Annotated in this window: 14 protein-coding genes; 5 read left to right on the top strand and 9 right to left on the bottom strand. The window is 71.6% G+C overall.

Annotated elements, in window-relative coordinates; all coding sequences use genetic code 11:
• Positions 1-73: 73 nt before the first annotated feature.
• Entirely contained in the window at positions 74-3,130 is a 3,057-nt protein-coding gene (locus FXO23_RS21035; RefSeq protein WP_158887089.1) for an NACHT domain-containing protein, read from the bottom strand.
• An 80-nt stretch (positions 3,131-3,210) separates the two neighbouring features.
• On the opposite strand from FXO23_RS21035, the gene FXO23_RS21030 reads away from it, so the two are divergent.
• Complete coding sequence (locus FXO23_RS21030; RefSeq protein WP_158887088.1) at positions 3,211-6,255, top strand: AfsR/SARP family transcriptional regulator; 3,045 nt, start codon at positions 3,211-3,213, stop codon at positions 6,253-6,255.
• Here FXO23_RS21030 and FXO23_RS21025 read toward each other — a convergent pair.
• Positions 6,227-8,032, bottom strand: coding sequence for an elongation factor G (locus tag FXO23_RS21025; RefSeq protein WP_158887087.1), 1,806 nt, complete (start codon positions 8,030-8,032; stop codon positions 6,227-6,229). The two genes, FXO23_RS21030 and FXO23_RS21025, sit on opposite strands and share 29 nt — an antisense overlap.
• A gap of 250 nt (positions 8,033-8,282) precedes the next feature.
• On the opposite strand from FXO23_RS21025, the gene FXO23_RS21020 reads away from it, so the two are divergent.
• Together FXO23_RS21020 and FXO23_RS21015 are read left to right on the top strand one after the other, a co-directional pair.
• Positions 8,283-8,492: a hypothetical protein gene (locus tag FXO23_RS21020; RefSeq protein WP_158887086.1), complete on the top strand. Its 210-nt coding sequence runs from the start codon at positions 8,283-8,285 to the stop codon at positions 8,490-8,492.
• Entirely contained in the window at positions 8,489-10,327 is a 1,839-nt protein-coding gene (locus FXO23_RS21015) for an HEXXH motif domain-containing protein (RefSeq protein ID WP_158887085.1), read from the top strand. Before FXO23_RS21020 ends, FXO23_RS21015 begins: the two co-directional genes overlap by 4 nt.
• A gap of 111 nt (positions 10,328-10,438) precedes the next feature.
• Here FXO23_RS21015 and fxsT read toward each other — a convergent pair whose 3' ends face one another.
• The 7 genes from fxsT to FXO23_RS20980 form a co-directional block, all read right to left on the bottom strand.
• Positions 10,439-14,920, bottom strand: coding sequence for an FxSxx-COOH system tetratricopeptide repeat protein (fxsT, locus tag FXO23_RS21010; protein ID WP_158887084.1), 4,482 nt, complete (start codon positions 14,918-14,920; stop codon positions 10,439-10,441).
• Complete coding sequence (locus tag FXO23_RS21005; RefSeq protein ID WP_158887083.1) at positions 14,917-15,978, bottom strand: AAA family ATPase; 1,062 nt, start codon at positions 15,976-15,978, stop codon at positions 14,917-14,919. Before FXO23_RS21005 ends, fxsT begins: the two co-directional genes overlap by 4 nt.
• Positions 15,975-17,477, bottom strand: coding sequence for a VMAP-C domain-containing protein (locus FXO23_RS21000; protein ID WP_158887082.1), 1,503 nt, complete (start codon positions 17,475-17,477; stop codon positions 15,975-15,977). The genes FXO23_RS21005 and FXO23_RS21000 overlap by 4 nt, the downstream gene beginning before the upstream one ends.
• 182 nt (positions 17,478-17,659) lie before the next feature.
• Positions 17,660-18,619: an effector-associated domain 2-containing protein gene (locus FXO23_RS20995; protein ID WP_246257620.1), complete on the bottom strand. Its 960-nt coding sequence runs from the start codon at positions 18,617-18,619 to the stop codon at positions 17,660-17,662.
• Positions 18,620-18,715: 96 nt separating this feature from the next.
• Positions 18,716-19,195 carry an OsmC family protein gene (locus tag FXO23_RS20990; protein WP_158887080.1) on the bottom strand — a complete coding sequence of 160 codons (480 nt, stop codon included), beginning with the start codon at positions 19,193-19,195 and terminating at the stop codon, positions 18,716-18,718.
• Positions 19,196-19,206: 11 nt separating this feature from the next.
• Positions 19,207-19,986 (bottom strand): isocitrate lyase/PEP mutase family protein, encoded by a 780-nt coding sequence (locus FXO23_RS20985; RefSeq protein ID WP_158887079.1) that lies wholly within the window; start codon positions 19,984-19,986, stop codon positions 19,207-19,209.
• Complete coding sequence (locus FXO23_RS20980; protein WP_158887078.1) at positions 19,983-20,804, bottom strand: cytochrome P450 family protein; 822 nt, start codon at positions 20,802-20,804, stop codon at positions 19,983-19,985. The genes FXO23_RS20985 and FXO23_RS20980 overlap by 4 nt, the downstream gene beginning before the upstream one ends.
• 63 nt (positions 20,805-20,867) lie before the next feature.
• Here FXO23_RS20980 and FXO23_RS20975 point away from each other — a divergent pair, with 63 nt between their 5' ends.
• Together FXO23_RS20975 and FXO23_RS20970 are read left to right on the top strand one after the other, a co-directional pair.
• Entirely contained in the window at positions 20,868-21,575 is a 708-nt protein-coding gene (locus FXO23_RS20975; protein ID WP_246257611.1) for an ArsR/SmtB family transcription factor, read from the top strand.
• A 197-nt stretch (positions 21,576-21,772) separates the two neighbouring features.
• Positions 21,773-22,411 carry a DUF4360 domain-containing protein gene (locus FXO23_RS20970; RefSeq protein WP_158887076.1) on the top strand — a complete coding sequence of 213 codons (639 nt, stop codon included), beginning with the start codon at positions 21,773-21,775 and terminating at the stop codon, positions 22,409-22,411.
• The last annotated feature ends 53 nt before the right edge of the window (positions 22,412-22,464 follow it).

Below are 22,464 nucleotides of genomic sequence, written 5' to 3'. Positions count from 1 at the left end.
ACGACTTCTCCGCCAGCCGCTACCGCCAAGCTGGCGATTTCCGGCAGAGAACGTCTCATCGAGGTGGAATCCGTCAGGAGCGTTCGGGGAGCCCTCGCCCCAGCCGGCGAAGGGACCGGTCCCGCTCGGCGGCTTCCCAGATCCGGTTCATGGTGCGGCGCCACCAGTCCAGCGGCAGGCGCTCGCTGTCGGCGGCGAGTTGGCGGAAGACGTAGGAGGCAAACCTCCGCTCGTCGCCGCTGAGCTTGGCGTCCGGTCCGTGCAGGATGGTTTCCAAGCACCGCTCGTAGGCGTCCACGAGCTCTTCGGTCGTCGCGTCGTCGCGGTTGGCGGTGAGCCAGAGGACGAACAGGGAATTCGCCGATGAGCTCGCGATTCCCCGCTTGTCGCGGGAGAAGGCGCTCACCGCGGAATCGAGTCGGCCCGCGAGCGGTTCGAGGGCGTGCATGATCGTGTCGTCGGCCCGGTCGCACAGAAAGTGGTTGTGTGCCCGCAGGTCCCCGAAATCGAAATGACGCCACCCGGCCTCCCCGCGGAGTGACGTGCCGTAGGACCAGCTCGGATCGATCTTGGGTGGTGTGGTTTCCTCCCGCGCGAAGCTGAGCTGGATTTCGGGCTGGTCGTCCTCAGTCCATTCGCGACGCAATTCGAAGGTGTGCACCAGGCGGTTCCAGCCCTGTGCGGGCAACTGCGACCGCCACAGCAGCGCCATCCGGTGCCAGCCTTCGACCGGGTCACGATGGCCGGGGAACAATTCCGCTCCGGAGACCTCGCCGCCGGTGAGCACGATGAGCAGAAGCAGGTTCGCCGCGTAGGCAGCGTGCCGTTGCGGCACCCCGATCCGGCGCGGCCGGTAACCGTCGAACGTCTGGGAGGTACGGGGCCCCAGGGCGTGGTGGAACAGCTCGAGCAGGAGGCCGCGCAGCACGTCCCGCGAGGGCAGCGCGGTGAGGCGGTCGGCGAGGAACGAGATCGCGGTGCCGCGGACGGTCAGCGGGACGAACGACAGCAGGGCGTGCAGGAACTCGTCGTCCGGTGGGGCCGGGCGGCCGCGGGTGGCGGTGAGCGCGGCGGTTTCGGCGAGCACGCCGAGTTCGCGGGCCACCAGGCGGCCGAGCAGGAACTCGCCGAAGGTGGCGTGCAGGAACTCGTACGTCCGCAGCCGGGATTCGTCGTGCGTGGCCTGGGCCTCGTGCACGAAGAAGAAGCGGCCGATCACGATCTGCGCGGCGGTCAGTTCGGTCCGGTCCCGCCGCCCGGACGGGCCACCCAGCAGCAGCGGCAGATCGGCGTCGAGTTCGGCCTCGGTGACCCACTGCCGGTTGCGGTTGAACATCGCGAACGCCACCACCGAAAGCCGGGTGAGTTCCCGTTCGACCTCGCGCCGGAAGTCCACTTCGGACAGTCCGGGGGCGGTTTTGCGCACCTCGCGTTCGGCGAAGCGGGTGAGCAGCCGTTCGTAGAGTTCGGTCCGGCCCAGCGCCGCCTCGCCGCGCTGCAGCGCGTTGCCGTCCGCGTCGTACAGCGCGAGCATCAGCAGGAGCAGGGGCTGCGCGGCGAGTTCCCCGTGCTCGAGCACCGGTTCGACCGGCAGCGGTTTCACCCCGCGCGCCTCGAGTTCGGCGGCGTTCGCCGCGTTCCACACCTGGAGCCACTGGGCGATCTGGGTCTCCCGGAACGGCTCCAGCCGGATGGCGACCATGCCCCAGACCGGTCGCGCCCGATCGGCGACCGCGACCCGGCTGGTCACCACGACCGCCACCGGGCGGCCGAGGTCCGCCTCGCGGCGCTGGAAGTCGGCGACCTTCTCCAGGTAGTCGGACTGGCTGACCCCGGTCGCCTGGAGCAGTTCGTCGAAACCGTCGAGCAGCACCACCGGCAGCGCGCCGCCCGCGGTCCGCGCGAGTTCGGGCCAGGTCAGGCTCTCCCCGGTCGCGGCGCGGATCGCGTGCTCGATCTGGCGCTGCACATCGGTGTCCGCCGGCACGTCCCGCAACGCCACGCGCACCGCGAGGAAGTCACCCGGCGGCAGCCGCGCGGCCAGCACCTGGGTGAGCATCGACTTCCCGGACCCCGGCTGGCCCAGCACCAGCAGCGGCGCCTCGGTCGCCCGCGGCGAGGTCAGCTGCCCGGCGAGAAAGCCCTGCAGATCCTGGCGCACCGGCCGCTCGTGCCACCAGGACTCCTCGGCGAGCAGATCGGCCGATTCCACCGGGGTGATCCGGAAATCCGGGTTCACGTAGGCCTCGCCGAGCCGGGGCAGGCGCAACCCTTCCGGAACGTCCCCGGAGGCGAGGACCGGCCGGTCCAGCGCCGCCCGGTAGGCGGTGGCCAGGGCGCGCCGCCGTTCGTCCGGCGCGCGGCCCGTCGCGAATTCGGTGAGGACGCGTTCCAACCCGGCCAGACCGCGGCTCATCGCCTCGATCCGGGCGCGGGTCGCCTGGTGGTCCACCGAGTTCGCCCAGAACGCGAACTCCGGGAAGTCCGTGCCCAGTCGCCGGAACAGCTCCTCGTACCGCGCGAGCGCGAGGTCGCCGACCGTGGACCGGAGCACCGCGTCGAAGCGCTCGCGGCGGGTTTCGTCCAGGTCGTCCCAGATGGCCAGCCCGCGCACGAACCGGTGCAGGGAACGCGACACCGATTCGAAGAAGGCGCGCAGCTCCGCCAGGGTCGCCTCGTACGGCCGGGCCGGATCGGGCATTGGCACGGTGAAGTGCAGCAGATCGGTGACCAGTGCGGTCAGCCGCGAGGAGGCCCAGGACCGCCCGGTCGCCAGCATGCCCTGCTCGGCCTTGGTGAGTTCCAGCGCCTTGCCGTCGAACGGGAGGTCGGCCGCCTCGAGCGCCTCGAAGAACGCCGTGAGCACGACGACCGCGTGCGCCGCGGCGAGGCGTTCGCTGCGTTCGAACCGGCTCAGCCCGGACAACCGCTCGCTCAGCCCGGAGAGCAGCCCGCCGGACAGCCGCGCCAGCTCCGATTTGGGGCCGAGCAGGCTCAACGCGAATCCGGCGCCCAGCGCGGAACTCGCCAGCAGCGCGCCGCCGGTGAGCTTGTCCAGGGCGGCGACCGCCTTGTTCTCCCGGCCGCCGAGCAGCCGCACGGCGTCCGCGTAGCTCAACCTCTTGGCCATGATCCTCCTCCGCGTACACCCTGCCGGGCGCGGCCCGGACCGCACGAGCGCCAACCGAGTGGTCGGCGACAATCGGTGCCATGTTGTTCGGCATCCTCGGCGCCGTCGAGGCGCGTACCCCCGGCGGCGACCCGATCGCCCTGGGCGGACCGCGTCCGCGTTCCCTGCTCGCGATGCTGCTGCTGGACGCGGGCCGGATGGTGACCGCCGAACGCCTGCTCGACGGGATCTACGGCGACGAACCGGGCTCGGCGAACGCACTGCAGTCCCAGGTGTCCCGCCTGCGCCGCAGCCTCGGGGACGCGAACCTGATCGAACTGCGCCCCGCGGGGTACCGGCTCGCGGCCGACCCGGAGGACGTCGACGCCCACCGGTTCGAACGGCTGGCGCGCGAGGGCCACCGGGCGCTCACCGCCGGGGAACACCGGCGCGCGGCCACCTTGCTGCGCGAGGCCCTGGACCTGTGGCGCGGGCCCGCGCTCGCCGATGTCCTCGACGCGCCCTTCGCCCGGACTCAGGCCGCCCGGCTGGAGGAGCTGCGGATCACCGCGCTGGAGGATCGCTGCGAAGCCGAACTGAAACTCGGTGAGCACGGCCCGCCGGCAGCCGAGCTGCGGGCGCTGGTGGCCGCGCACCCCTTGCGGGAACGGCCGCGCGGGCTGCTCATGCGCGCGCTGCACGGCGCCGGGCGGCAGGCCGAGGCGCTGGCGGTGTTCGAGGACGCCCGCCGGACACTCGCCGACGAACTCGGCGCCGACCCGTCGCCCGAACTCGCGGGAATCCACCTCGCCGTGCTGCGGGCCGACCCCGCGCTCACCGCCCCGGCGGCCCGGCGCGGGGTTCCCGCGCAGCTCACCAGTTTCGTCGGGCGCGACGCCGAACTCGACCGGATCGGCACGCTCCTCGCCGCGGGACGGCTGGTCACGCTCACCGGTCCCGGCGGCGCGGGCAAGACCCGGCTCGCGGTCGAAGCCGCCGGGAACGTGTCCGGCGAGGTCTGCTTCACCGAACTCGCCCCGATCGCGCAGGGCGTCCCGCAAGCCGTGCTGCGCGCCCTCGGCCTGCGCGAAACGGCTCCGGCGCGGGAAACCGACCGGCTCGTCGCGGCGCTGGCCGACCGGAAACTGCTGCTGGTCCTGGACAACTGCGAACACGTCCTGGACGAAACCGCCCGGCTGGCCGCCCGCCTGCTCGCCGCCTGCCCCGCCGTGCGCATCCTCGCCACCAGCCGGGAAGGGCTCGGCATCACCGGCGAAGCCCTGTGCCCGCTGCCCCCGCTCCCGGAATCCCCCGCGGTCCGGTTGTTCGCCGACCGGGCCGCCGCGGTCTCCCCCGGGTTCACCGCGGACGGCGCCCGGCTCGCGACCGTCACCCGGATCTGCGCCGCCCTCGACGGGCTCCCGCTGGCCATCGAACTCGCCGCGGCCCGCCTGCGATCGCTCCCCCTCGAGGACATCGCCGCCCGCCTCGACGACCGGTTCCGCCTGCTCTCCCGCGGCGACCGCGCCGCCGCGCCCCGCCACCAAACCCTGTACGCCGTCGTCGAATGGAGCTGGGACCTGCTCACCCCCGACGAACAACAACTCGCCCGCAGGCTCACCGTCTTCACCGCCGGAACCACCCTCGACGCCGCCGAACACGTCTGCGGCAACGCCGATCCGCTCCCCGCACTCGCCGAGAAGTCCCTCGTCGAACTGACCGGCGGGCGCTACCGCATGCTCGAAACCATCCGCGCCTTCGCCGCGCGAAAACTCACCGAAGCGGGCGAAGCGGACACCTTCCGCCGCGCCCACGCCGAACACTTCCTCGAACTCGCCGAAACCGCCGACCCGCACCTGCGGGGACCGGACCAGCTCGACTGGCTGGCCCGGCTCACCGCCGAACACGGCAACCTCACCGCCGCCCTCCGCTGGGCCGTCACCGCGGACGCCCGGATCGCGCTGCGGCTGATCGCCGCGCTGTCCTGGTTCTGGTGGCTGCGCGGCCTGCGCGGGGAGGCGGCGCCACTGGCCGCCGAACTGCTGCGCACGATCGGCACCACGCCCCCGGACGGGCTGGCCGAGGAGTATGTCCTGTGCGTGGTCACCGCCGCCGGGGCCGGGACCGAACGGGCCGAGTTCGCCGCCCACCTCGAGCAGACGAAGTCGATCATCCTGGCCCGGGACCGGACGATGCGCCGCCCGTACGCGGTGTTCCTGTGGAGCATGACCGCCGGGCCGCTCGGCGCGGACGTCGGCCTCGGCGAGACGCTGTTCGGCCCGGACGGCTGGGCGCAGGCGTTCAAGCGGCTCGGCCAGGGCCTGACCCATCTGTTCGGCGGCGAAATAGCCGAGGCCGAAACGGAATTCCGCGCGGGCGCCGACGGGTTCCGCGCGGCCGGGGACCGCTGGGGCGTCGCCAACGCGCTCGACCACCTGGCCGGGCTCGCCGACTGGCGCGGCGACCGGTCCGGTTTCCGCGCGCTGATGGACGAGGCGCTCACCCTGGTCGAACGGCTGGGCGGGGCCGAGGACACCGCCGAACTGCTGTGCCGCCGGGCGAGCGGGCTCGCGCGCGGCGGCGATTTCCCGGCCGCACGAGCGGATTTCGAGCGCGCGGCGGCGTTCGCGCGCCGGGTCGGCACCCCGGACACCCTGGCCGAGGCCGAGCGCGGGCTCGGCGAGGTCGCCCGCCTCGAAGGCGATCTGCCCGGCGCCGCGCGCCGGTTCGAAGGGGTCCTGCGCGGCGAACCGAGCCCGTCGGTGAACGCCGAGGCGACCCGCGCCCGCGCGTTCCTCGGCCTGGGCCGGGTCGCCGAAGCGCGGGGAGATTCCGCGTCCGCGCGCACGCGGTACCTGCGGGCGCGGGCCCTCGCGGTCGCCAACCGGAACTTCCCGGTCGTGGCCGAGGCGGTGGAGTGCCTCGCGGGGCTCGCCGCGGACGGCGAGGAGGCCGCGCTGCTGTTCGGCGCGGCCGCCGCCCTGCGCGGCACGGCGGTGGCCGGTGACCCGGACCTCGAGCGGAGCACCGGCCGGATCCGGGCCCGCATCGGCGAACCGGCGTACGCCGCGGCCTTCGCCCGCGGCGCGGCGCTGTCCCGCGAGGACGCGCTCGCCCTCACCGACGTTCCGGAACCCGGCCGGTGACCGGGCGGAATCCGGCCGCCTGGGTCAGCAGGACCGCTTCGCCCCGGGCCAGCTTCGGCAACGCGCGTTCCAGCTCGGCGACCCGCTCCGCCGGGAGCACCCCGGTCAATACGCCGGTTTCCGGTTCCACCACCGCTTTCCCGGGGGTGGCGCCGAGTTCGGTGAGTTTCGCCAGCACCGCGGAAACCGTGTCCGAAGGCAGTTCCAGCTCGTACCGGCTGACCGGTTCGTACACCCGGGTCCCGGCCGCGCGCAGCGCCCGTTCCAGCACGATCGGGGTGAGCGCGCGGAAATCCCCGGCGACGCTGACCGGGGCCGCGTACCCGGACCGGATCAGCGTCACCACGCAGTCGGTGACCTCCCAGCCGTGCGGGCCCCGCCGCAGGGTGCGGTGGACCGTTTCCTCGATCGCCGTGCGGAACGCCGCAGGCAGCGAACCCGGTTCGACCTCGAGCCGGTAGCGGATCCCGGAATCCACCGGGCCCGGTTCCACCCGGAGCCCGATCGTGGCCCAGTGGAAGTTCGGGCCCCGTTTGGCTATCTCGTGGACCGATTCGCCGGTGCCCACGGGTTTCTCCAGGTATCGGGTCCGGGTGTCGGCGAAGTCGACGTCGACGCCGAACTCGTCGGCCAGCCGCGAGGACAGCACCTGCAGCTGCACTTCCCCGTACAGCAGCGCGGAAAGCTCGCCGTCGTCCGCCCGCGATTCGATGAGCGGATCCTGCTCGGCGAGGTCGCGCAGCGCGGCGGCGAGTTTCGGCGCGTCCGCCGGATTCCGCGCGCGGACCAGGGTCCGCAGCGTCGGCCGCGCGAACTGCTCCGCGCCCGGTGGTTCGCCGGGATCGCCCAGCCGGTCGCCGATCCGGATCTCGGCGAGCCCGTGCAGCCGCGCGATGTCTCCGGCGACCACCCGGGACGCCCGGACCGTGGCGCCGTTTTCGGGCACCCCGATCGCGGTCACCTTGCCGCGGTACGCGCGCACCTCGCCGGAGCCGGTCCACCGGTACCAGGTGAGCGGCTGCCGGAGGCCCAGCGCGCCGGAGAACAGCCGCGCATACGCGACCTTCTCGCCGGAGGCGGTGCGTTCGATCTTGAACACCGTCCCGGTCGGCCTCCCGCCGGACCCGCTGGTCGCGGGCAGCAGTTCGCGGATCCCGCGCAGCAGCTCGCGCACGCCCGCACCGGTGAGCGCCGAGCCGAAGAAAACCGGATGCACCAGGCACTTCCGCGTCTGCGCGCGCAGTTCGTCCCGGAGTTCCGGATCGTCGAGCCAGGCTCGATCGTCCACAGAGGACTCTCGTGGTACTCCGCCGACGGCGAGCACACCGGGCGTGAGCCGGGCGGCGATGTCGTCCAGCAGCGCGCCGTACCGCGTACCGGGACGATCGGTCTTGTTGACGAACAGCAGTGCCGGGATCCGCAGCCGGAGCAGCGTGCGCATCAGCACGCGCGTCCGCGCCCGCACCCCGTCGATCGCCGAGACGACCAGCACGGCGCCGTCGAGCACCCCCAGCGCGCGTTCCACCTCGGCGATGAAATCGGCGTGGCCCGGAGTGTCGATCAGGTTGACCTTCCGGCCGTCGAGCGGGAAGGAGACCACACCGGAGCGGATGGTGATTCCCCGGCGGCGCTCCAGTTCCATCGAGTCGGTGCGGGTGTCGCCGCCGTCCACACTGCCGAGTTTCGCGATGGCGCCCGTGTCGAACAGCAGGCGCTCGGTCAGGCTGGTCTTCCCCGCGTCAACATGCGCGAGAATCCCGATGTTCAAGATGTCCATTCGTCCCCGGAAGAGTCGTCGAGTGATCCGTGCTGAAGACCGCTGACGACTGGCGCATTCGGGGACTCCTCGTTCGGACGAATGGGGCAACGACATCCCGGTAACCGGGATTCCGGCGCACGGTAGCACCGCGGTACTCCGCCGGTCAGCCGATTTATCCGCGCTCGGAGTATTTCGTCACGTACCGGAGTCCGGCATCATGGAACGTATTCACCCGGTTACGGCCGGGACACGCAGAGGGGCGGGCCAGGTGACCAGTCAGGGATTACACGGAATACGTTCGGAACTGCTCGACCTGAGCCCGGTTACGCTCGGCGAATTGCGGCGGCTTTCCGCGCCCGAACTGACCAGCGCGATCCAGATCGCGCTCGCGGCGGTGGCGGAAGGCAGCTACGACGACGTGCAGGGCCAGCGAAGGATGCCGCTCGCCGCGACCGGGTCGCCGGGTATCGCCGGTTGACCCGGCAGGAGCCGGGAACCGGGCCGCCGAACGGGCTGGACCGGCATACGCTGCCGTCCGAGGTCTTCCACGCGCTCTGCGCCGGCCCGGTGCCGCCCGAGTCGCTGGCGGTGCTGCGCTCGGCCGAGTACAGCAGGCGCAAGCTCCTGCTCCGGACCCTGCTGGACCTGCTCGCCGACGCCCCGGACGCGGCGGGCCCGTTGACCGGCCCCGAAGACGCCTGGCGGGTACTCGCCCTGGCCGACCGGCGTGCGCCGGAGATCGCCGAAGACGTGCTGATGTACCCGACCGTGGGCGTCTGGGCCGCTCGCGTGGTGGCCCGGCTGATCGGCGCGGAAACCAGTCCCACTCCACTGTGGACGGAGATCGGTTACCTGCATTCGCTGGCGGCGGCCGCGGCGATCCGCGCGAACGTCCCGTGCGCGGTGCGCGTGCCCGTCCTCTACGGGGCGATCAACCTGCCGACCCTCGGGCAGCTCCGGGTGCCCACCGATTTCCCGGTGGGGACGGCGGAGCTGGCGCACGGCGCGGACGGGGTGCGGCTGCGGGCCGGTTCCGTCTCGCTCGCATTCCCCTTGTCCGGGGAAACCTTTCTGTTCCGGCCCACCCGGTCGCACACCAGCACCTGGCGGGGCCTCGCGCTGCGGGTACGCGTCGACGACACCGATCCGTACCGGGAATACTCGTCCGCCCTGCCACCGGCCCGGCTGGGCGGCAGCGAGTTCGCGGAATGGGGCAAGCTGCTGGACGAGGCGTGGCGGATCCTCACCGAACGGCATTCCGCCTACGCCGCCGAGATCGCGGCCTGCCTGAACACGCTGGTGCCCACCGATCCGGCGGGCGGGCTCGTCGCGGCCTCCGCGTCCTCGGCGTTCGGCGCCGTTCTCCTTTCCCCCAAGGCATCCGCCCCGCACCTCGCGGAAACCCTGGTGCACGAGATCCAGCACGCCAAGCTCAACGCGTTGCTGGGCCTGGTGGTGCTGGTCAAGGGCGCCCGGGACCCGGTCTGCTACGCCCCCTGGCTGGACGAGCCGCGGCCCTCGACCGGCCTGCTGCACGGGGTCTACGCGTTCACCAGCGTGGTCGAGTTCTACCGGACGCAGCGTGCGCAGGCCGACCAGGCGGAGGCGCGGGCGGCGCAGTTCCTGTTCGCCTACCGCCGCGCGCAGGTGCGCGAAGCCCTCGCGGAACTCGCGCGGGCCCCCGGGCTCACCGAACTGGGCCGCTCGTTCGTCGCCGTGGCCGGTGACCGGATCGCCCGCTGCGCGGCTGACCCCGTCGACGCCGATCTGCTGGACGTGGTGACCGAGGTGACCGCCGACCACCGGGCCGGTTGGCTGCTGCGCCACCGGCGCCCCGACGACCGCGCGATCCACGAGCTGGCCTCGGCGTGGCTGCGCGGCCATCCGGCGCCGCGGCTCCCGGAGTTCGCGGTGACGCCGAACCAGCGCCGCGTGCACCATGCCGCGCGGGCCACCCTGCTGGAGACGAACGCGGTGGCCCCGACCGAGTTCGCGCAACTCGCGAGCCGGGAACACACCCGGCTCCCCCGCGGCGACCTCGCCTACGCCCAGGGCGACCACACCGCGGCGGCCGCCGCCTACACCGAACGCATCGCCGCCGATCCGGCGGACGGCCAGGCCTGGATCGGGCTCGGCCTCTGCCTGCGCGCCCGGGGCGAAGCGGTCCCGGCCCGCGCGCTCCTCGAGCTGCCGGACGTCACCGTCGCCGTGCACGAACGCCTCCGCGGCCTGACCGCCGCCGAGGTCGACCCGATCCCGCTCGCCCGCTGGCTGGGCGAACGGCTCCAGGTCGTGAGCCGACCGGCTGGTTAGCCCCTGTCTTCGATCCCGATGGGTCAAACTGGGGGTCGTGAGTGTTCAGACCGGTTCCAACCGGCCCAAACACTCACGACCCGCCCCACGACGGAGGACCGAAGACGGGCGCTAGAGCTGCATGGTGTCGGTGTCGCAGTCGGCGCGGACCAGGCGTTCGGCGGAAACCGTGGCCGGGTGTTCGGCGCCGAGCACCTCGCGGAAGCTGCTGGTGGTCTTGGTGTGCAGGATCGCCGCCTCGTCGCTGCGGCCGAGCTGGTTGAGATCCAGGGAGCGGTTGAGGGCCACGGCCAGGGTCGACGGGTGCCGGGCGCCCAGCACCCGCTCCGACCGCTCCAGGGTGTCCTCGTCCATCTCGCCCGCCTCGGCGACCTCGCCCACCTCGGCGAGATCGCTGGCCAGGTTCGTCGCGACCACCAGGGTGAACGGGTGGTCGGCGCCGAGGTTCTCGCGCAGCCCTTGGTACACCGACTTGTTGATCTCCTGGGCCGCGTCCACCCGTCCCATCAGCCGCAGCGTCACGGCCAGGTTGGACGCGGCGATCAGGGTGAAGGGGTGCTGCTTGCCCCGGATCTCGCCGAACAGCTCGAAACTGCGCTCGGCCAGATCGCGCGACTTGGTCAGCTCGCCGCCGTGCCGCAGGTCCGCGGCCAGCCCCATCATCGCGGTGACGGTGTCCAGGCTCCCGTCGCCGTACCGCCGCCGGTACCGGTCGAGGCATTCCTCGGCGAGGTTCCGCGCGTCCTCGTGCAGGCCCGCCTTCCGCTTGGCGACGGCGAGGTTGCGGATTCCGCCGATCGTGTTCGGGTGGTCCTCGCCCAGGATCACCCGCTGCCGGTTGAGGGTGTCCTCCTGCAGCCGCGCCGCCTCGACGTACAGCCCGCACTCGCGCCGGTCGAGGGCGACGGCGTTGAGCGTGAGCAGCGTGGTCCGGTGGTTCTCCCCGAGCACGAAAGCGTTGCGCTGCAAGGTGTCCTCGTCGAGCCTGCGCGCCTCGAAGAAGTCGCCGACCAGCCGCAGGCAGCCCGCCAGGTTCGTGGCGTACTCCAGAGTGGCCGGATCGTCGTCGCCGAGGATGACCCGGGCGCGCTCGAAGACGTCCTTCTGGGTCTCCATCTCCCGGTGGAACAGGCCCTGCGACCGGAAGTCCGCGGCCACGGTGTCACCCATGCGCAGCACGGCCTCGTGGTCCTCGCCGAGCCGGTCCCGCAGCAGGTCGAAGGTCCGCTGGTTGAGTTCCTGCGCCTCGTTGATCCGGCCCATCCGCCGCAGCGAGACCCCGCACAGGCGGGCCAGGCCGAGGGTGTTCTCCTCGTTCTCGCCGAAGTTCTCCCGCCAGACCTCGAGCCCGCGCTGCGCGACGTCCCGGGCCCCGGCGAAGTCCCCGGCGTTGAGCAGGTACCGGACCAGGTTGATGATCAGGGTCCGGACCCACGGGTCCCGGCAGTGCAGCGCCAGCGACGTGGTCATGTGCGGGAGCAGTTCGGCGTACCGCGGCCAGTTCGGGGTGGCCTCCGGGTCGCCCGGGTCGCCGTTGACCAGGAGGATGTGCACCGCGTGCCGCATCCGGTCCTGGTCCTCGTCGCTCAACTGGTTCTTCAGCACGGCCTGCACCAGGCGGTGCAACTGGAACGTGTTGGTGCGGTAGTCGATCTTCGCCAGGCTGTACCGGCTGATCTCGCGGACCGCGCGGTTGAGCTTGATCGGGTCGCGGAACGCCTCGTTCAGCGCGTCCGGCACCGGCGCGTCGCGCACCCCGGTGAACAGGCTTCGCGAAATCGGCTCCGGTCCGAAGAAGGCGCACAGCTGCAGCAGTTCCAGCGCGGCCGGATGCTCGGCGCGCAGGCGGGACAGCGGCACGTTCCAGGCCGCCGCCACCGGCAGCCGGTAGTCCGACGGCGCGCCGGTCTCCAGCAGTTCGGTGCGGTTCTGCTCCAGCAGTTGCACGTACTCGTCGGTGGGCATCCCGGTCTGGGCGCGCCAGGACGCGGCCTGTTCGATGGCCAGCGGCAGGTCGCCGAGCACCGAGGCCAGTTGGTCGGCGTCCTCGTCGCTGATCTCCCCGCCGCGGCGGCGCAGCAGTTCCTTGCTCTCCTCGCGGGTGAACAGGTCGACCTCGACCGTGCGCGCGACCCCGGCCCACTGCGAGTTGCGGGAGGTGACCACGATGTGCCCGGACCCGGCCGGGAAGAACTGGCTCACCGCTTCCGGGCGGTCGGCGTTGTCGAAGACCAGGAGCCACCGGCTGAACGGTTCGCCCTTGCGCAACGCCTCGAGGACGGCGGGGACCGCGGTCTCCGCCGAACCGGCCGCGGACACCCCGATCTTCTTCGCCAGCTCCACGAAACTGCTTCGGATCTGCGCGGAATGCTCGGCCGGAATCCACCAGATCACGTCGTACTCACCGGCGTGCTGGTAGATGTATTCGACGACGGTCTGGGATTTGCCCACACCGCCCATCCCGTGCAGCGCCTCCGGAAGCACCGCCGTGGTACCCGGCGTCTGCAGCCGGTCCCGCAATCGTTCCAGCAAATCCTCGCGGCCGACGAAGTCCGGATTGCGCAGCGGAATGGCGCCCCAGATCTGCGGCTGACTCGCGCCACTGCGCCTGACTTCTACCGACAATGGGGAAACAGGCGTGCTCACTTCGTCTCCTCCGGATGAGCCCGGAGCGTGTTCGACACCGGGTGTGGACGGTAGTTCTGTTGCGGTCAACGAAAAATCCTCAGCCGAATCGGGTACGCCTGGCGACGGCCGCCCGGTAGGCTGAACCGATTTCTGTACCGATTCAGAGGCGCCGCTCGCGCCTACTGTAGCGTGGATCACTCCGGCTTTGGGATCGGCCTGAACAATCCGTCGCCGGAGCCGCTGACCACGTTTTGAATAACGACCGCTCAGCGCCCGGAAGACGGCTTCCTGGACGCGCAGATGCGGCAGATTCTCCTCGGACACCTCGGGGAGATCGGTGCTGTCCGGATCGCCGAGGGCGTCCCGGAAGTTGCGCAGCACCGCGGACGCCCGGCCGGAGTGTTCGGAAATGATGCGGGCGACCCGCACGGTGTTGTCCCGGCGCTCCCGCGCCAGCAATTCCTCGCGCACCCCGTCGTGGAATTCGTAGGCCACCGCGGTGGAGTCATCGGCGGCCGCGCGCCGCTCGGTCCGCCGCAGCAGGCCGCCGAGGAGCACTTCGGCCAGGGTGGCCAGGCTCGACCCCGGCAGCAGCACCCGTTGCACCAGTTGCATCATCGGCATGTTCAGCGGCGCCGCGGCCAGCAATCCGGCGAGCTGGAACGCCTGCACCGACGCGATCGTCCGGAACCGCAGCACCCGCCCGCGCGGGGTGTCCGGCTCGGGCAGTTTCTCGTCCAGTTCCGCGGATTCCGCCTCGAGATCGTGATCCGGGCGGACCCGCACCGCGGTCAGCTCCACCCGCCCCATGCGCAGCCCGGTCACCAGCCCCGCCCAGCTCGACAGCCATTCCGGGGCGAGACCGAGCACCGGGACCACCACGCCGTTTCCCGGATCGGCGAGCGGCAACCGGTGCGGGGTCTCCACCCGCAGTTCCGCGTTCGCCACCCCGGGCGCGGCCGCGCTCAGCCGGAGCCGGTGCGGGGACAGCGCGCCCCAGTGCCACAACCGCTGCGGCAGCATGTGCACCAGCGCGACCGGCATGACCTTCGCCCATTTCGCGGTGAGCCGGGTCGCCGCGCCGGCGCGCCAGGCCGGGCCGACCGCGTCGGTCAGCACCAGCACGATCCGCCGCCCGGTGGTGTCCACCAGGTCGCGCCAGTTCCGGGTCATCCCGCTGGGCCCCTCGCACCGCAGCACGAGTTTGTCGTCGTCGGGCTGATCGCAGTCGAGCACGCAGGTGCGCACGTTCCGGAACGCGCCCTGGCGTTCCAGCACCGCGCGGAACTCGCTCACGGTGTGCCGCCAGATCTCCATCGACGCCGAGGTGTCCACCACCAGCACGACCTCGAACCGGTGCCACGGCGCCGGCCGCCACTGGGGAATCCACATCCGGTCCTGCGCGGCGCGGTCCGCGGTGCCCTCCTCGTCGAGCACCTGGCGCCACGGGGAGGGCGAAGTCTTGTTGAACGGCCGCAACGACCGCGCGATCAGCCGCGAGTCCGGCAGGTCCGGCACCGTCGGCCAGGCCAGCGGCGCGGTCTGCTCGGCCATTCCGGCCTCGGCCTCGACCGCCCGTGCCCGCTTCGGGGCGCCGACCGTCCAGTTCTGCCATTTCCGCGCCGCCACCCCGGGTCCGCCGTCCTGGGCGTCCGTGGCGGCCCGGCTCTCGGCGCCGTCGGTTTCCCCGGGTTCCCCCGGCTCCTCCGCCGGATATTCCGGTTCCGCGGTGGTCCCGGCCACCGGTGGCTCCGGCGGAGGTTCCGGCGGCATTGGCGTTTCCCCCGGCGGGCGCAGCGAACGCGCCAGCCACAGCGCGTCCCGCACCTCCCGCCAGTCCAGATCCTCGGTGCCGATCCGCTCCGCAGCCGGGTGAGCGGGCTCGGAGTGTTGCAGCACAAGGGAATCCACCCGTGCCGCGAAAGGGGGCGGCACGGGGTTCCCGTCGGCGGCCGGCCGGCTCATCCCGGCTCCGTGGTGGACAAGGGATGCCAGATGGCCTTGAGCAGATCCTTCCACTCGTCGTCGCTCTGGTAGGCGCCCGAGGTGGCCAGTTCGGTGGCCAGGTGCACGGCGTTGAGCAACTGATCCGACGCCAGGCCGCCGAGTTCCGCGCTGCGCTCCAGGAAGTCCTGGATCAACCGGGCGATGTCGACCTTGTCCGCACCGCCGAACTGGGCCGCCACCATCGCGCCGAGCTGCTCGAAGTCCGGCGGCTCCACCCGGAAGTTGAGGCAGCGCCGGAGGAACGCCGGTGGAAACTCGCGCTCCCCGTTGCTGGTGATGATCACTATGGGGAACGACCGGCACCGGACCACCCCGTCGCGCACCATCGCGCTGCCGTGCCGGTCGTGGGTGAGCACCGAGACCTCGGACTGCCGCTTCGCCAGCCGGACCAGCTCCGGGATGTCGTACTCCCCTTCTTCGAAGACGTTCAGCAGATCGTTCGGCAGATCGATGTCGCTCTTGTCCAGCTCGTCGATCAGCAGGACCCGAGGCGTGTCGTACGGCAACAGCGCGGTCCCGAGCGGGCCCAGGTGCACGTAGTCGCCGATGTCCGGCGCCCCGGGACCCTCCCCGCGGGCGCCGGCGTCCTGCACGCGCCCGATCGCGTCGTACAGGTACAGCCCGTCCTTGAGCGTGCTGCGGCTGGTGATCGGCCACCGCAGCACCGGACCGAGCCCCAGTTCCCGGGCGATCAGGTAGGCCAGGCAGGACTTCCCGGTGCCGGGTCGCCCGGTCACCAGCAGCGGCCGCCGCAGGTACAGCGCCGCGTTGACCATCGCGACCTCACCGCGGTAGGGCCGCCGCCCGTTGTTCCGCATCTTGCCGATCCGGCGATCGCTCTCGCCGCCGTCGTCGGCGGGCCGGTCCGCGGCGCCCTCCCCGCCGAACCGGCGCCAGGGCGGGGCCTCGGGCAGCCGGGGCGTGCCCTCCCCGGAGGGCCATCCGGTGCCGCGGTACACCCGCCAGTCCGCGGGGGTGCTCAGGTCGACCGGTTTCCCGTCACCGTTGCTGTTCATGTGCGGACCACCCCCTCGGGCGGCGCGGGATCCCGCGGCACGACCACCCGCTCCGGGTCGTCCCACAACACGGTCAGGTGGTTGCCGACGTGCGCGGTGTCCGGCCCGCCCTCGAACGCGTTGGCCCGGACGTACCGGACGCGCTCCAGCACGTTGCCGGGCGCCTCCTCGTGCAGCAGCTTGGCCACCGTCTGGGTGAACTCCGCCAACCGGCAGTCCTGGCGGTGCCAGAAGATCACCGGGATTCCCGCCCGCAGCCCGACGAGCACCTGATCGCGCCCGGTGCCGTCACCCGCCGGCGGTTCGCCGAGGACCAGGGAGACCAGCCGGCCTTCCCGGGCGAACACCGAAGTCAGGGTGCGCAGGCCGTCCTCGTCGCGGGCCGGGTGGCAGTAGTTCGACTCGACCGCGATCGTTCCGTCCTCTTCCAGCTGGTGATTGAGCTCCTTCCACCGGCTCCGCCAGGAGCGGTGCCATTTCCCGGCCTTCATCCGTTCCAGGCTGCGGATGGCGACCGGGAACCGGCAGCCGACCGGTTCCGGTACCGATGAATCGGTCTCCCACTGCCACTGGTCCACGTCCAGGTTGAGCAAATCACTCGAAAGAACGAATTCGACGCAGATCTCCGGTTCGTACTGCGCCCAGTTGGCCTCGGTCGCCTCGGCCAGTTCCGCGACCCGGTATTTGATCTCGTCCAGGGGGCCGACGAAATCGGGGCCGTGCTCGGGATACCAGCCCTGCGTCACGTCCAGCTGGGTCCAGTGGGACAGCCGGAAACGATCCCCCGACGGCCCGTCCAGTTGCAGCAGCAGCACCAGGTACGCCTGGGATCGCGGCGGCGGCGCGGGCATCGGCACGTGCACGAACTTCCGGCGCACCGCCTGCAGTTCGTTGACCACGCCGAACCGGGTCGCCTGCCGATCCGCCCACCGGCGCAGTTCCGAGGCCAGGTCCAGCCGGACACGGGTGGCCAGGTACTCCACGAAGACCAGCGGTTTGGGCAGGCCGTCCGGATCCGCGTTCAGCGTCTCCAGCAACAGGAAGACCTCGGGAAACGTGGTCTGCCCGAGCAGGCCGGGCGCCCCCGGGCCGGCCACGAACCGGTAGATGTCGCCGATGTCCGGGACGACCACCCCGCGCAGGAGTTCGAAGAGCAGATCGCGTTCGTCGTCCGGCCACATCTCCAGCGCGGTCATCTGCGTGATGATCGCCCGGACCCGTCGCATCGGCTTCGAACCCTGCTCGATCCGGTCCAGAACCTCGCGCAACGCCGTCAACCCGTTCGGGCGCTGGCGGCACGCCTCCACGATGCCGTAGAGATGCCGTACCGCGATCGGGTGCTCCTCCACCGGCAGATGCGCGCCGAGCATTCCGGAGAGCATCCGGACCACGAAATTCCGATCGCCGACTTCAGCCAGGCAGGACAATTCTCGCAACGCCTCAACCAGCGGCCATAACGCATCGTGGCCGCTGCCGTTCGAGCCGTCCGCGGTCGTCATCCGTGGTTCCCTCCTGGGGGGCCTAGGCATGGTAGCGATCACCACGGCGTCCCGGCGAGGAGTTGCGCTATAGAGTCCGTCAATCGTTGTAACGCCGGTAATTCCGTTCCGGCGGCGGTGGGGATTTCGCTCGGTTCCCCGCGAGATCGTGGGCTGCGCACAATGGTCCACAAACATGGCCGTCACCAGGAACTTCCCGGGTAAACCTGGGAAATCGTCTTGATCAGTCGGCGCACCGGCAACGACTCCTCGCCTTCGATCCGCGTGATCAAACCGACCAGCTCGGCGAGCCCGCCGTCGTAGTCCAAACAGGTGTTGAGCATTTCCATCACATGCATTCGCCGGCCGGGGTGCTCGCGGATCGCACCGGAAACGGCCGGGCGCAACAACCGGATGAGCGCCCGCCGGGACTCGGTCGCGGCGACGCATGGTACGGATTCGAGTGCGTCGACCACCCGGAAATACTCCGAAGCAGGGGGAGAATCCCTCGAACGGCCGATATCGGGGTCGAATTTCGCACGCAGCGCCGGATAGTAGGTGGCGACCACGTCGAGCGGAATCATCCAGCAGACCTTCGCGGCCGGATCGGTGAGCGCCGCGACGAGGATCCCGGCCACCCGGTCCCGCGCGTCGACCGCGCCCGCGCCGGAAAACCCCCGCACGATCGGCGAACCGGTCGGGCCCAGGCCGTCGAGCTGGACCCATTCGCCCCGGGGGCCGCCCCGGCCGAGCACCCGGGATTCCGCCCACACCGCCGCTCCGCCGCCGTGCGGGTAGCCGCGGGCGCGCAGCAGGTCGCCGGGGGCCACGGCGGACGTGCCCAGTGCGGCGGGCCGGGCGCCCGGCGCCGGATCCGCCGCCAGTTCCAGCACGGCGACGTCGCCGCCGTCCTCGGTCACCGGCGCCCAGTACTCGACGGTCGCCGGAACGCGTTTCTCCCCGCTGTCCGGGAAATCGACCGACACCTCGTCGACCGGGCGCGGTCCGCGCGAATCGATGCCGAGCACACCGGCGACGACGTGCGCGCAGGTGAGCACGCGCCGTTCCGCCACGAGCACCCCCGCTCCCCCCACGACATCCCCATCCCGGTCCAGGACGCGTGCCTGCCACCCGCCCGCTCGATCGGTTCGCCCGTTCGCCATGTACGGGCGATCGGGTGACCTCTCTTCCCTGTTACTGGATGGAGAAAGGAAAGCAAAAGGAAAGTTCGGGTTACACCGCCGATACTGGTGCTGTTCCTAGATCGATTTCGCCGGGGATCGGAACTCCGGCTCGTGCTCGACCGGGAAGTTGACCGAGCGCGCGATGAAGCATTTCGCCGACGCCTTCTCGTGGAGTTCCCCGGCCTTCGCCGCCATCGCCGGGTCGGCCAGGGTCACCACCGGCCGCAGCACGACCCGGGTGAACCGGCCGCTGCCCCCGGCCGAGTCCATCGCCATGGTCCCGAGCGGATTGTCGGTGTACGCGGTGACGACGACCCCGGCCAGCGCCGCCAGGTGCAGGTACCACAGCATGTGGCATTCCGACAGCGCGGCGACGAGCAGTTCCTCGGGGTTCCAGCGGGTCGCGTCGCCGCGCAGGGCGGGATCGGACGAGGCCGGGATCGGCGGTTTGCCGTCGGCGCGGATCTCGTGGGCGCGGTCGAAGTCACGGACCCCGGTGGTGCCCGGGCCCCGGTTTCCCCGCCACTCCACGGTGAGCCGGTACTCGTGATTCATTGATCGTCTCCTCAGTCCCCGATGAGTCGCTGGATTTCGGCATAGGAAGGGATGTCCGCCGGAACCGGTGCGCCGTCGCGGAAGGCCGCGGCGGCGGTGACCGCGGCGTGCACGCTCGCCCGGAACAGCAGGGATCCCGTGCTGACCCGCCGCACGCCGAGTTCGGCCAACCGGCCCGCGGTGTGCCGGCCGGGGAGGAAGAGCACGTTGAGCGGCGCGGGAATCTCGGTGACGAACACGCGAATGTCCCGTTCGTCGGCGACTCCGGGCACGAAGATGCCGTCGGCCCCGGCCGCGAGGTAGCGCTCGGCCCGGGTGAGCGTGGTGCCCGGATCGCCCTCGCCGAGCCAGTAGGTGTCGACGCGCGCGTTGACGAACAGGTCCGGGGCCCGGGACCTGACCGCCGCGATCAGTTCGGCCTGGCGCCCCGGATCGGCGAGCGTCCCGCCGGGGCGGCCGTCCTCGAGGTTGATCCCGGCGGCCCCGAGCCCGGCCAGTTCGGCGGCCAGGTCCCCGACCTCGGCCGGATCGGCGCTGAACCCGGCCTCGATGTCCAGCGAGAACAGGCAGCCCAGCCGGGCGAGCCGGTGGGCGAGCGCGACCGTCTCGTCCCGCGCCAGCCCTTCCCCGTCGGGCACGCCGCCCGCCGCGGCGACCCCGAGGCTGGTGGTGGCGATCGCGGGGAAGCCGTGCGCGACGAGTGCCGCCGCCGAGACGAAGTCCCAGGCGTTGGGCAGCAGCAACGGTTTCTCGCCGTGGTGCAGGGCGCGGAACTCCTCGGCATTACTCATCGGGCACACACCAGCAGGGCGGCGGGCATCCGCAGATTCGGCGAAGGCTCGTACTCGATCTCCGCCTCGACCAGTTCGCACGCGCCCACGACATCGAGGATGCCGCAAGCGAGCGCGATGGCGTGGCCGCGGCCGGGGCACCGGTGCGATCCGGCGCCGAACGCCAGCCCGCCCGCGGCCAGCTCGACCGTCACCACGGTCCCGCCCGCCTCCCGGCGGGTGCGCCGCACCGGCGGATCGCGCCGCAACGTCTCGGCCACGACCTCGTCGACGGGAATCCCAGGGGCACGCAGCAGGGCGAGCGCCGCGTTGCCGACCAGCCCGGCGGTCGCGTCGCAGGCCTGCACGAGCAGCCCGGCCAGCGCGGCGGCCCGCTCGTCGGCGACCCCGCCCGCGGCTTCGACCAGCCGCCCGACCGCCCGGTCCGCGCCGATTCCGGTTTCGGCACCGGGGTGGTACGCCCGCGCGACCTCGGCCACCATCGCGCCGGTGACCCCGGTCATGCCCAGGGCCTCGGCGAGGACCTCGACGGGCACGGTCCGGGCGACCTCGGCCATCAGGTCGATCGGCCTTCCCCCAGCAGAACCCACCACGGCGGTGGCGCGGGCGAAGGCCTGGGCGCGGAGCGGCGCGGCATCGGCGACCCGGGCCAGCGCGGCGGTGGCCAGGGAGCGCCGCCGCGCATGGCCGGTCCCGTTGGAGAAGCGGGCGACGTTCGCGCGCAGCCAGGCGATGCCACCGGGTTCGGCGGCCGCGGGTACGGCGGGTACGAGATGAGCCGGGTCTTCGAGGAGGACGCGGGGGTCGGTGCGGTGCATGCGGCCACGGTAGGGGCGGGTCGTTTCGGTGGCCGCCGAAACGTCGGCGGGCAGAATGGACCGGTGACCACCCGCAGCGTCGAGCTCGCCCGCCTCGCCGGGCTGCTCGCCGACCCCACCCGCGCCGAGTTCTGCCTCGCGCTGCTCGACGGCCGCGCGTGGACCGCGGGGGAACTGGCCGCGCACGCGGGCGTCGCGCCGTCGACCGCGACCGAGCACCTGCACCGGCTCACCGAGGGCGGCCTGCTGGTCCAGCGGAAGCAGGGCCGCCACCGGTACGTCCAGCTCGCCGGGCCGCGGGTCGCCGAACTGCTCGAAGACCTCATCAGCCACCTCGGCCCGGTGCGGGAGAAACCGCGGTCCCTGCGCTCGGCCACCGCCGGGGCCGCGCTGGCCCGGGGGCGGACCTGCTACGACCACCTCGCCGGTCGCCTCGGGGTGGCGATCACCGACGCGATGACCCGGGCCGGGCTGCTCAACCAGGCCGACGGGTTCGCGCTCACCGGCGCGGGCCTGGACTGGCTGACCGGGCCGCTGGGCATCGAGCCCGGGAGCCTGCGTTCCGGCCGCCGGCCGCTGGCCCGCGCGTGCCTCGACTGGACCGAGCGGCGCTCGCACCTCGCCGGAACGTCCGGGGCGCGGCTCTGCGCGCGGCTGAAGGACAACGGCTGGGTGGTCCGCGTCGGCAGCGGGCGGGCGGTCCGGCTCACCCGGGAAGGCGAGTCGGCGTTACGCGATCTGCTCGATCTTGATTCCGCGGAACTGAATTGATCCGATCAATCAACGAATCCTGTTGACAATTCACACATCCCATTCACCAAAGCAATTTGTAACGAAGACATAAACTGTTAAAACGTTGCTCCTCCCGGCGTGCGAGTTGCTCCGTTCAGTGGGCCTTCGAAAGCGAAGCTCGACTTACCGTGTTGACACCTGCGAGCAGCTTCGAATTATTCCGGAAAGGAGCCCCCATGCTCACCGCGATCGCCGCGGCCGGCCTGGCCCTGTCCACCCTGACCGCACCGGCGGCGAGTTCCTGGCCGGCCGATCCGCCCCCGGACAAGATCGTCATCGATGTCGTCACCGTGAACGGTTCGGGCTGCCGGCCCGGCACGGCCGCGGTCGCCGTCTCCTCCGACAACACCTCCTTCACCGTGACCTACAGCGAGTTCCTGGCCCAGGTCGGTGTCGGCGCCAAACCGACCGACTTCCGGAAGAACTGCCAGCTGAACCTGCGCACGCACGTTCCCCAGGGGTTCACCTACGCGATCGCCCAGGCCGACTACCGCGGCTTCGCCAGCCTGCAGAAGGGCGCCACCGCCCTGGAACGAGCGAACTACTACTTCTCGGGAATGTCCCCGACCGCCTATATCTCGCACCCCTTGAAGGGCCCGTTCGCCGACGACTGGCAGAACACCGACAAGACCGACATCGCCCAGGTGATCTGGAAGCCTTGCGGCGAGGAACGCAATTTCAACATCAACACCGAGCTGCGCGTGGACGCGGGCACCTCGGACCCGAAGAAGACGACGAGTTTCATCACCATGGACTCGACCGACGGGAACATCAGGACCACGTACCACTTCGCGTGGAAGAAGTGCCCCAAGTAACCGATTGACGGGGGTCGTGAGTGTTCCGTCCGGTGCTGACCGGTCCGAACACT

The organism is Amycolatopsis anabasis, from assembly GCF_009765355.1.
Lineage (GTDB): Bacteria > Actinomycetota > Actinomycetes > Mycobacteriales > Pseudonocardiaceae > Amycolatopsis > Amycolatopsis anabasis.
The sequence above is the reverse complement of the archived record's forward strand: the minus strand, read 5'-3'. Positions and strand labels throughout refer to the sequence as shown.

Excerpts from the sequence above, each read along its gene's own strand:
- FXO23_RS21035 (WP_158887089.1), bottom strand. The coding sequence starts at position 3,130 with ATGGCCAAGAGGTTGAGCTACGCGGACGCCGTGCGGCTGCTCGGCGGC.
- FXO23_RS21030 (WP_158887088.1), top strand. The coding sequence starts at position 3,211 with ATGTTGTTCGGCATCCTCGGCGCCGTCGAGGCGCGTACCCCCGGCGGC.
- FXO23_RS21025 (WP_158887087.1), bottom strand. The coding sequence starts at position 8,032 with ATGGACATCTTGAACATCGGGATTCTCGCGCATGTTGACGCGGGGAAG.
- fxsT (WP_158887084.1), bottom strand. The coding sequence starts at position 14,920 with ATGAGCCGGCCGGCCGCCGACGGGAACCCCGTGCCGCCCCCTTTCGCG.
- FXO23_RS21005 (WP_158887083.1), bottom strand. The coding sequence starts at position 15,978 with ATGAACAGCAACGGTGACGGGAAACCGGTCGACCTGAGCACCCCCGCG.
- FXO23_RS21000 (WP_158887082.1), bottom strand. The coding sequence starts at position 17,477 with ATGACGACCGCGGACGGCTCGAACGGCAGCGGCCACGATGCGTTATGG.
- FXO23_RS20995 (WP_246257620.1), bottom strand. The coding sequence starts at position 18,619 with ATGGCGAACGGGCGAACCGATCGAGCGGGCGGGTGGCAGGCACGCGTC.
- FXO23_RS20990 (WP_158887080.1), bottom strand. The coding sequence starts at position 19,195 with ATGAATCACGAGTACCGGCTCACCGTGGAGTGGCGGGGAAACCGGGGC.
- FXO23_RS20985 (WP_158887079.1), bottom strand. The coding sequence starts at position 19,986 with ATGAGTAATGCCGAGGAGTTCCGCGCCCTGCACCACGGCGAGAAACCG.
- FXO23_RS20980 (WP_158887078.1), bottom strand. The coding sequence starts at position 20,804 with ATGCACCGCACCGACCCCCGCGTCCTCCTCGAAGACCCGGCTCATCTC.
- FXO23_RS20970 (WP_158887076.1), top strand. The coding sequence starts at position 21,773 with ATGCTCACCGCGATCGCCGCGGCCGGCCTGGCCCTGTCCACCCTGACC.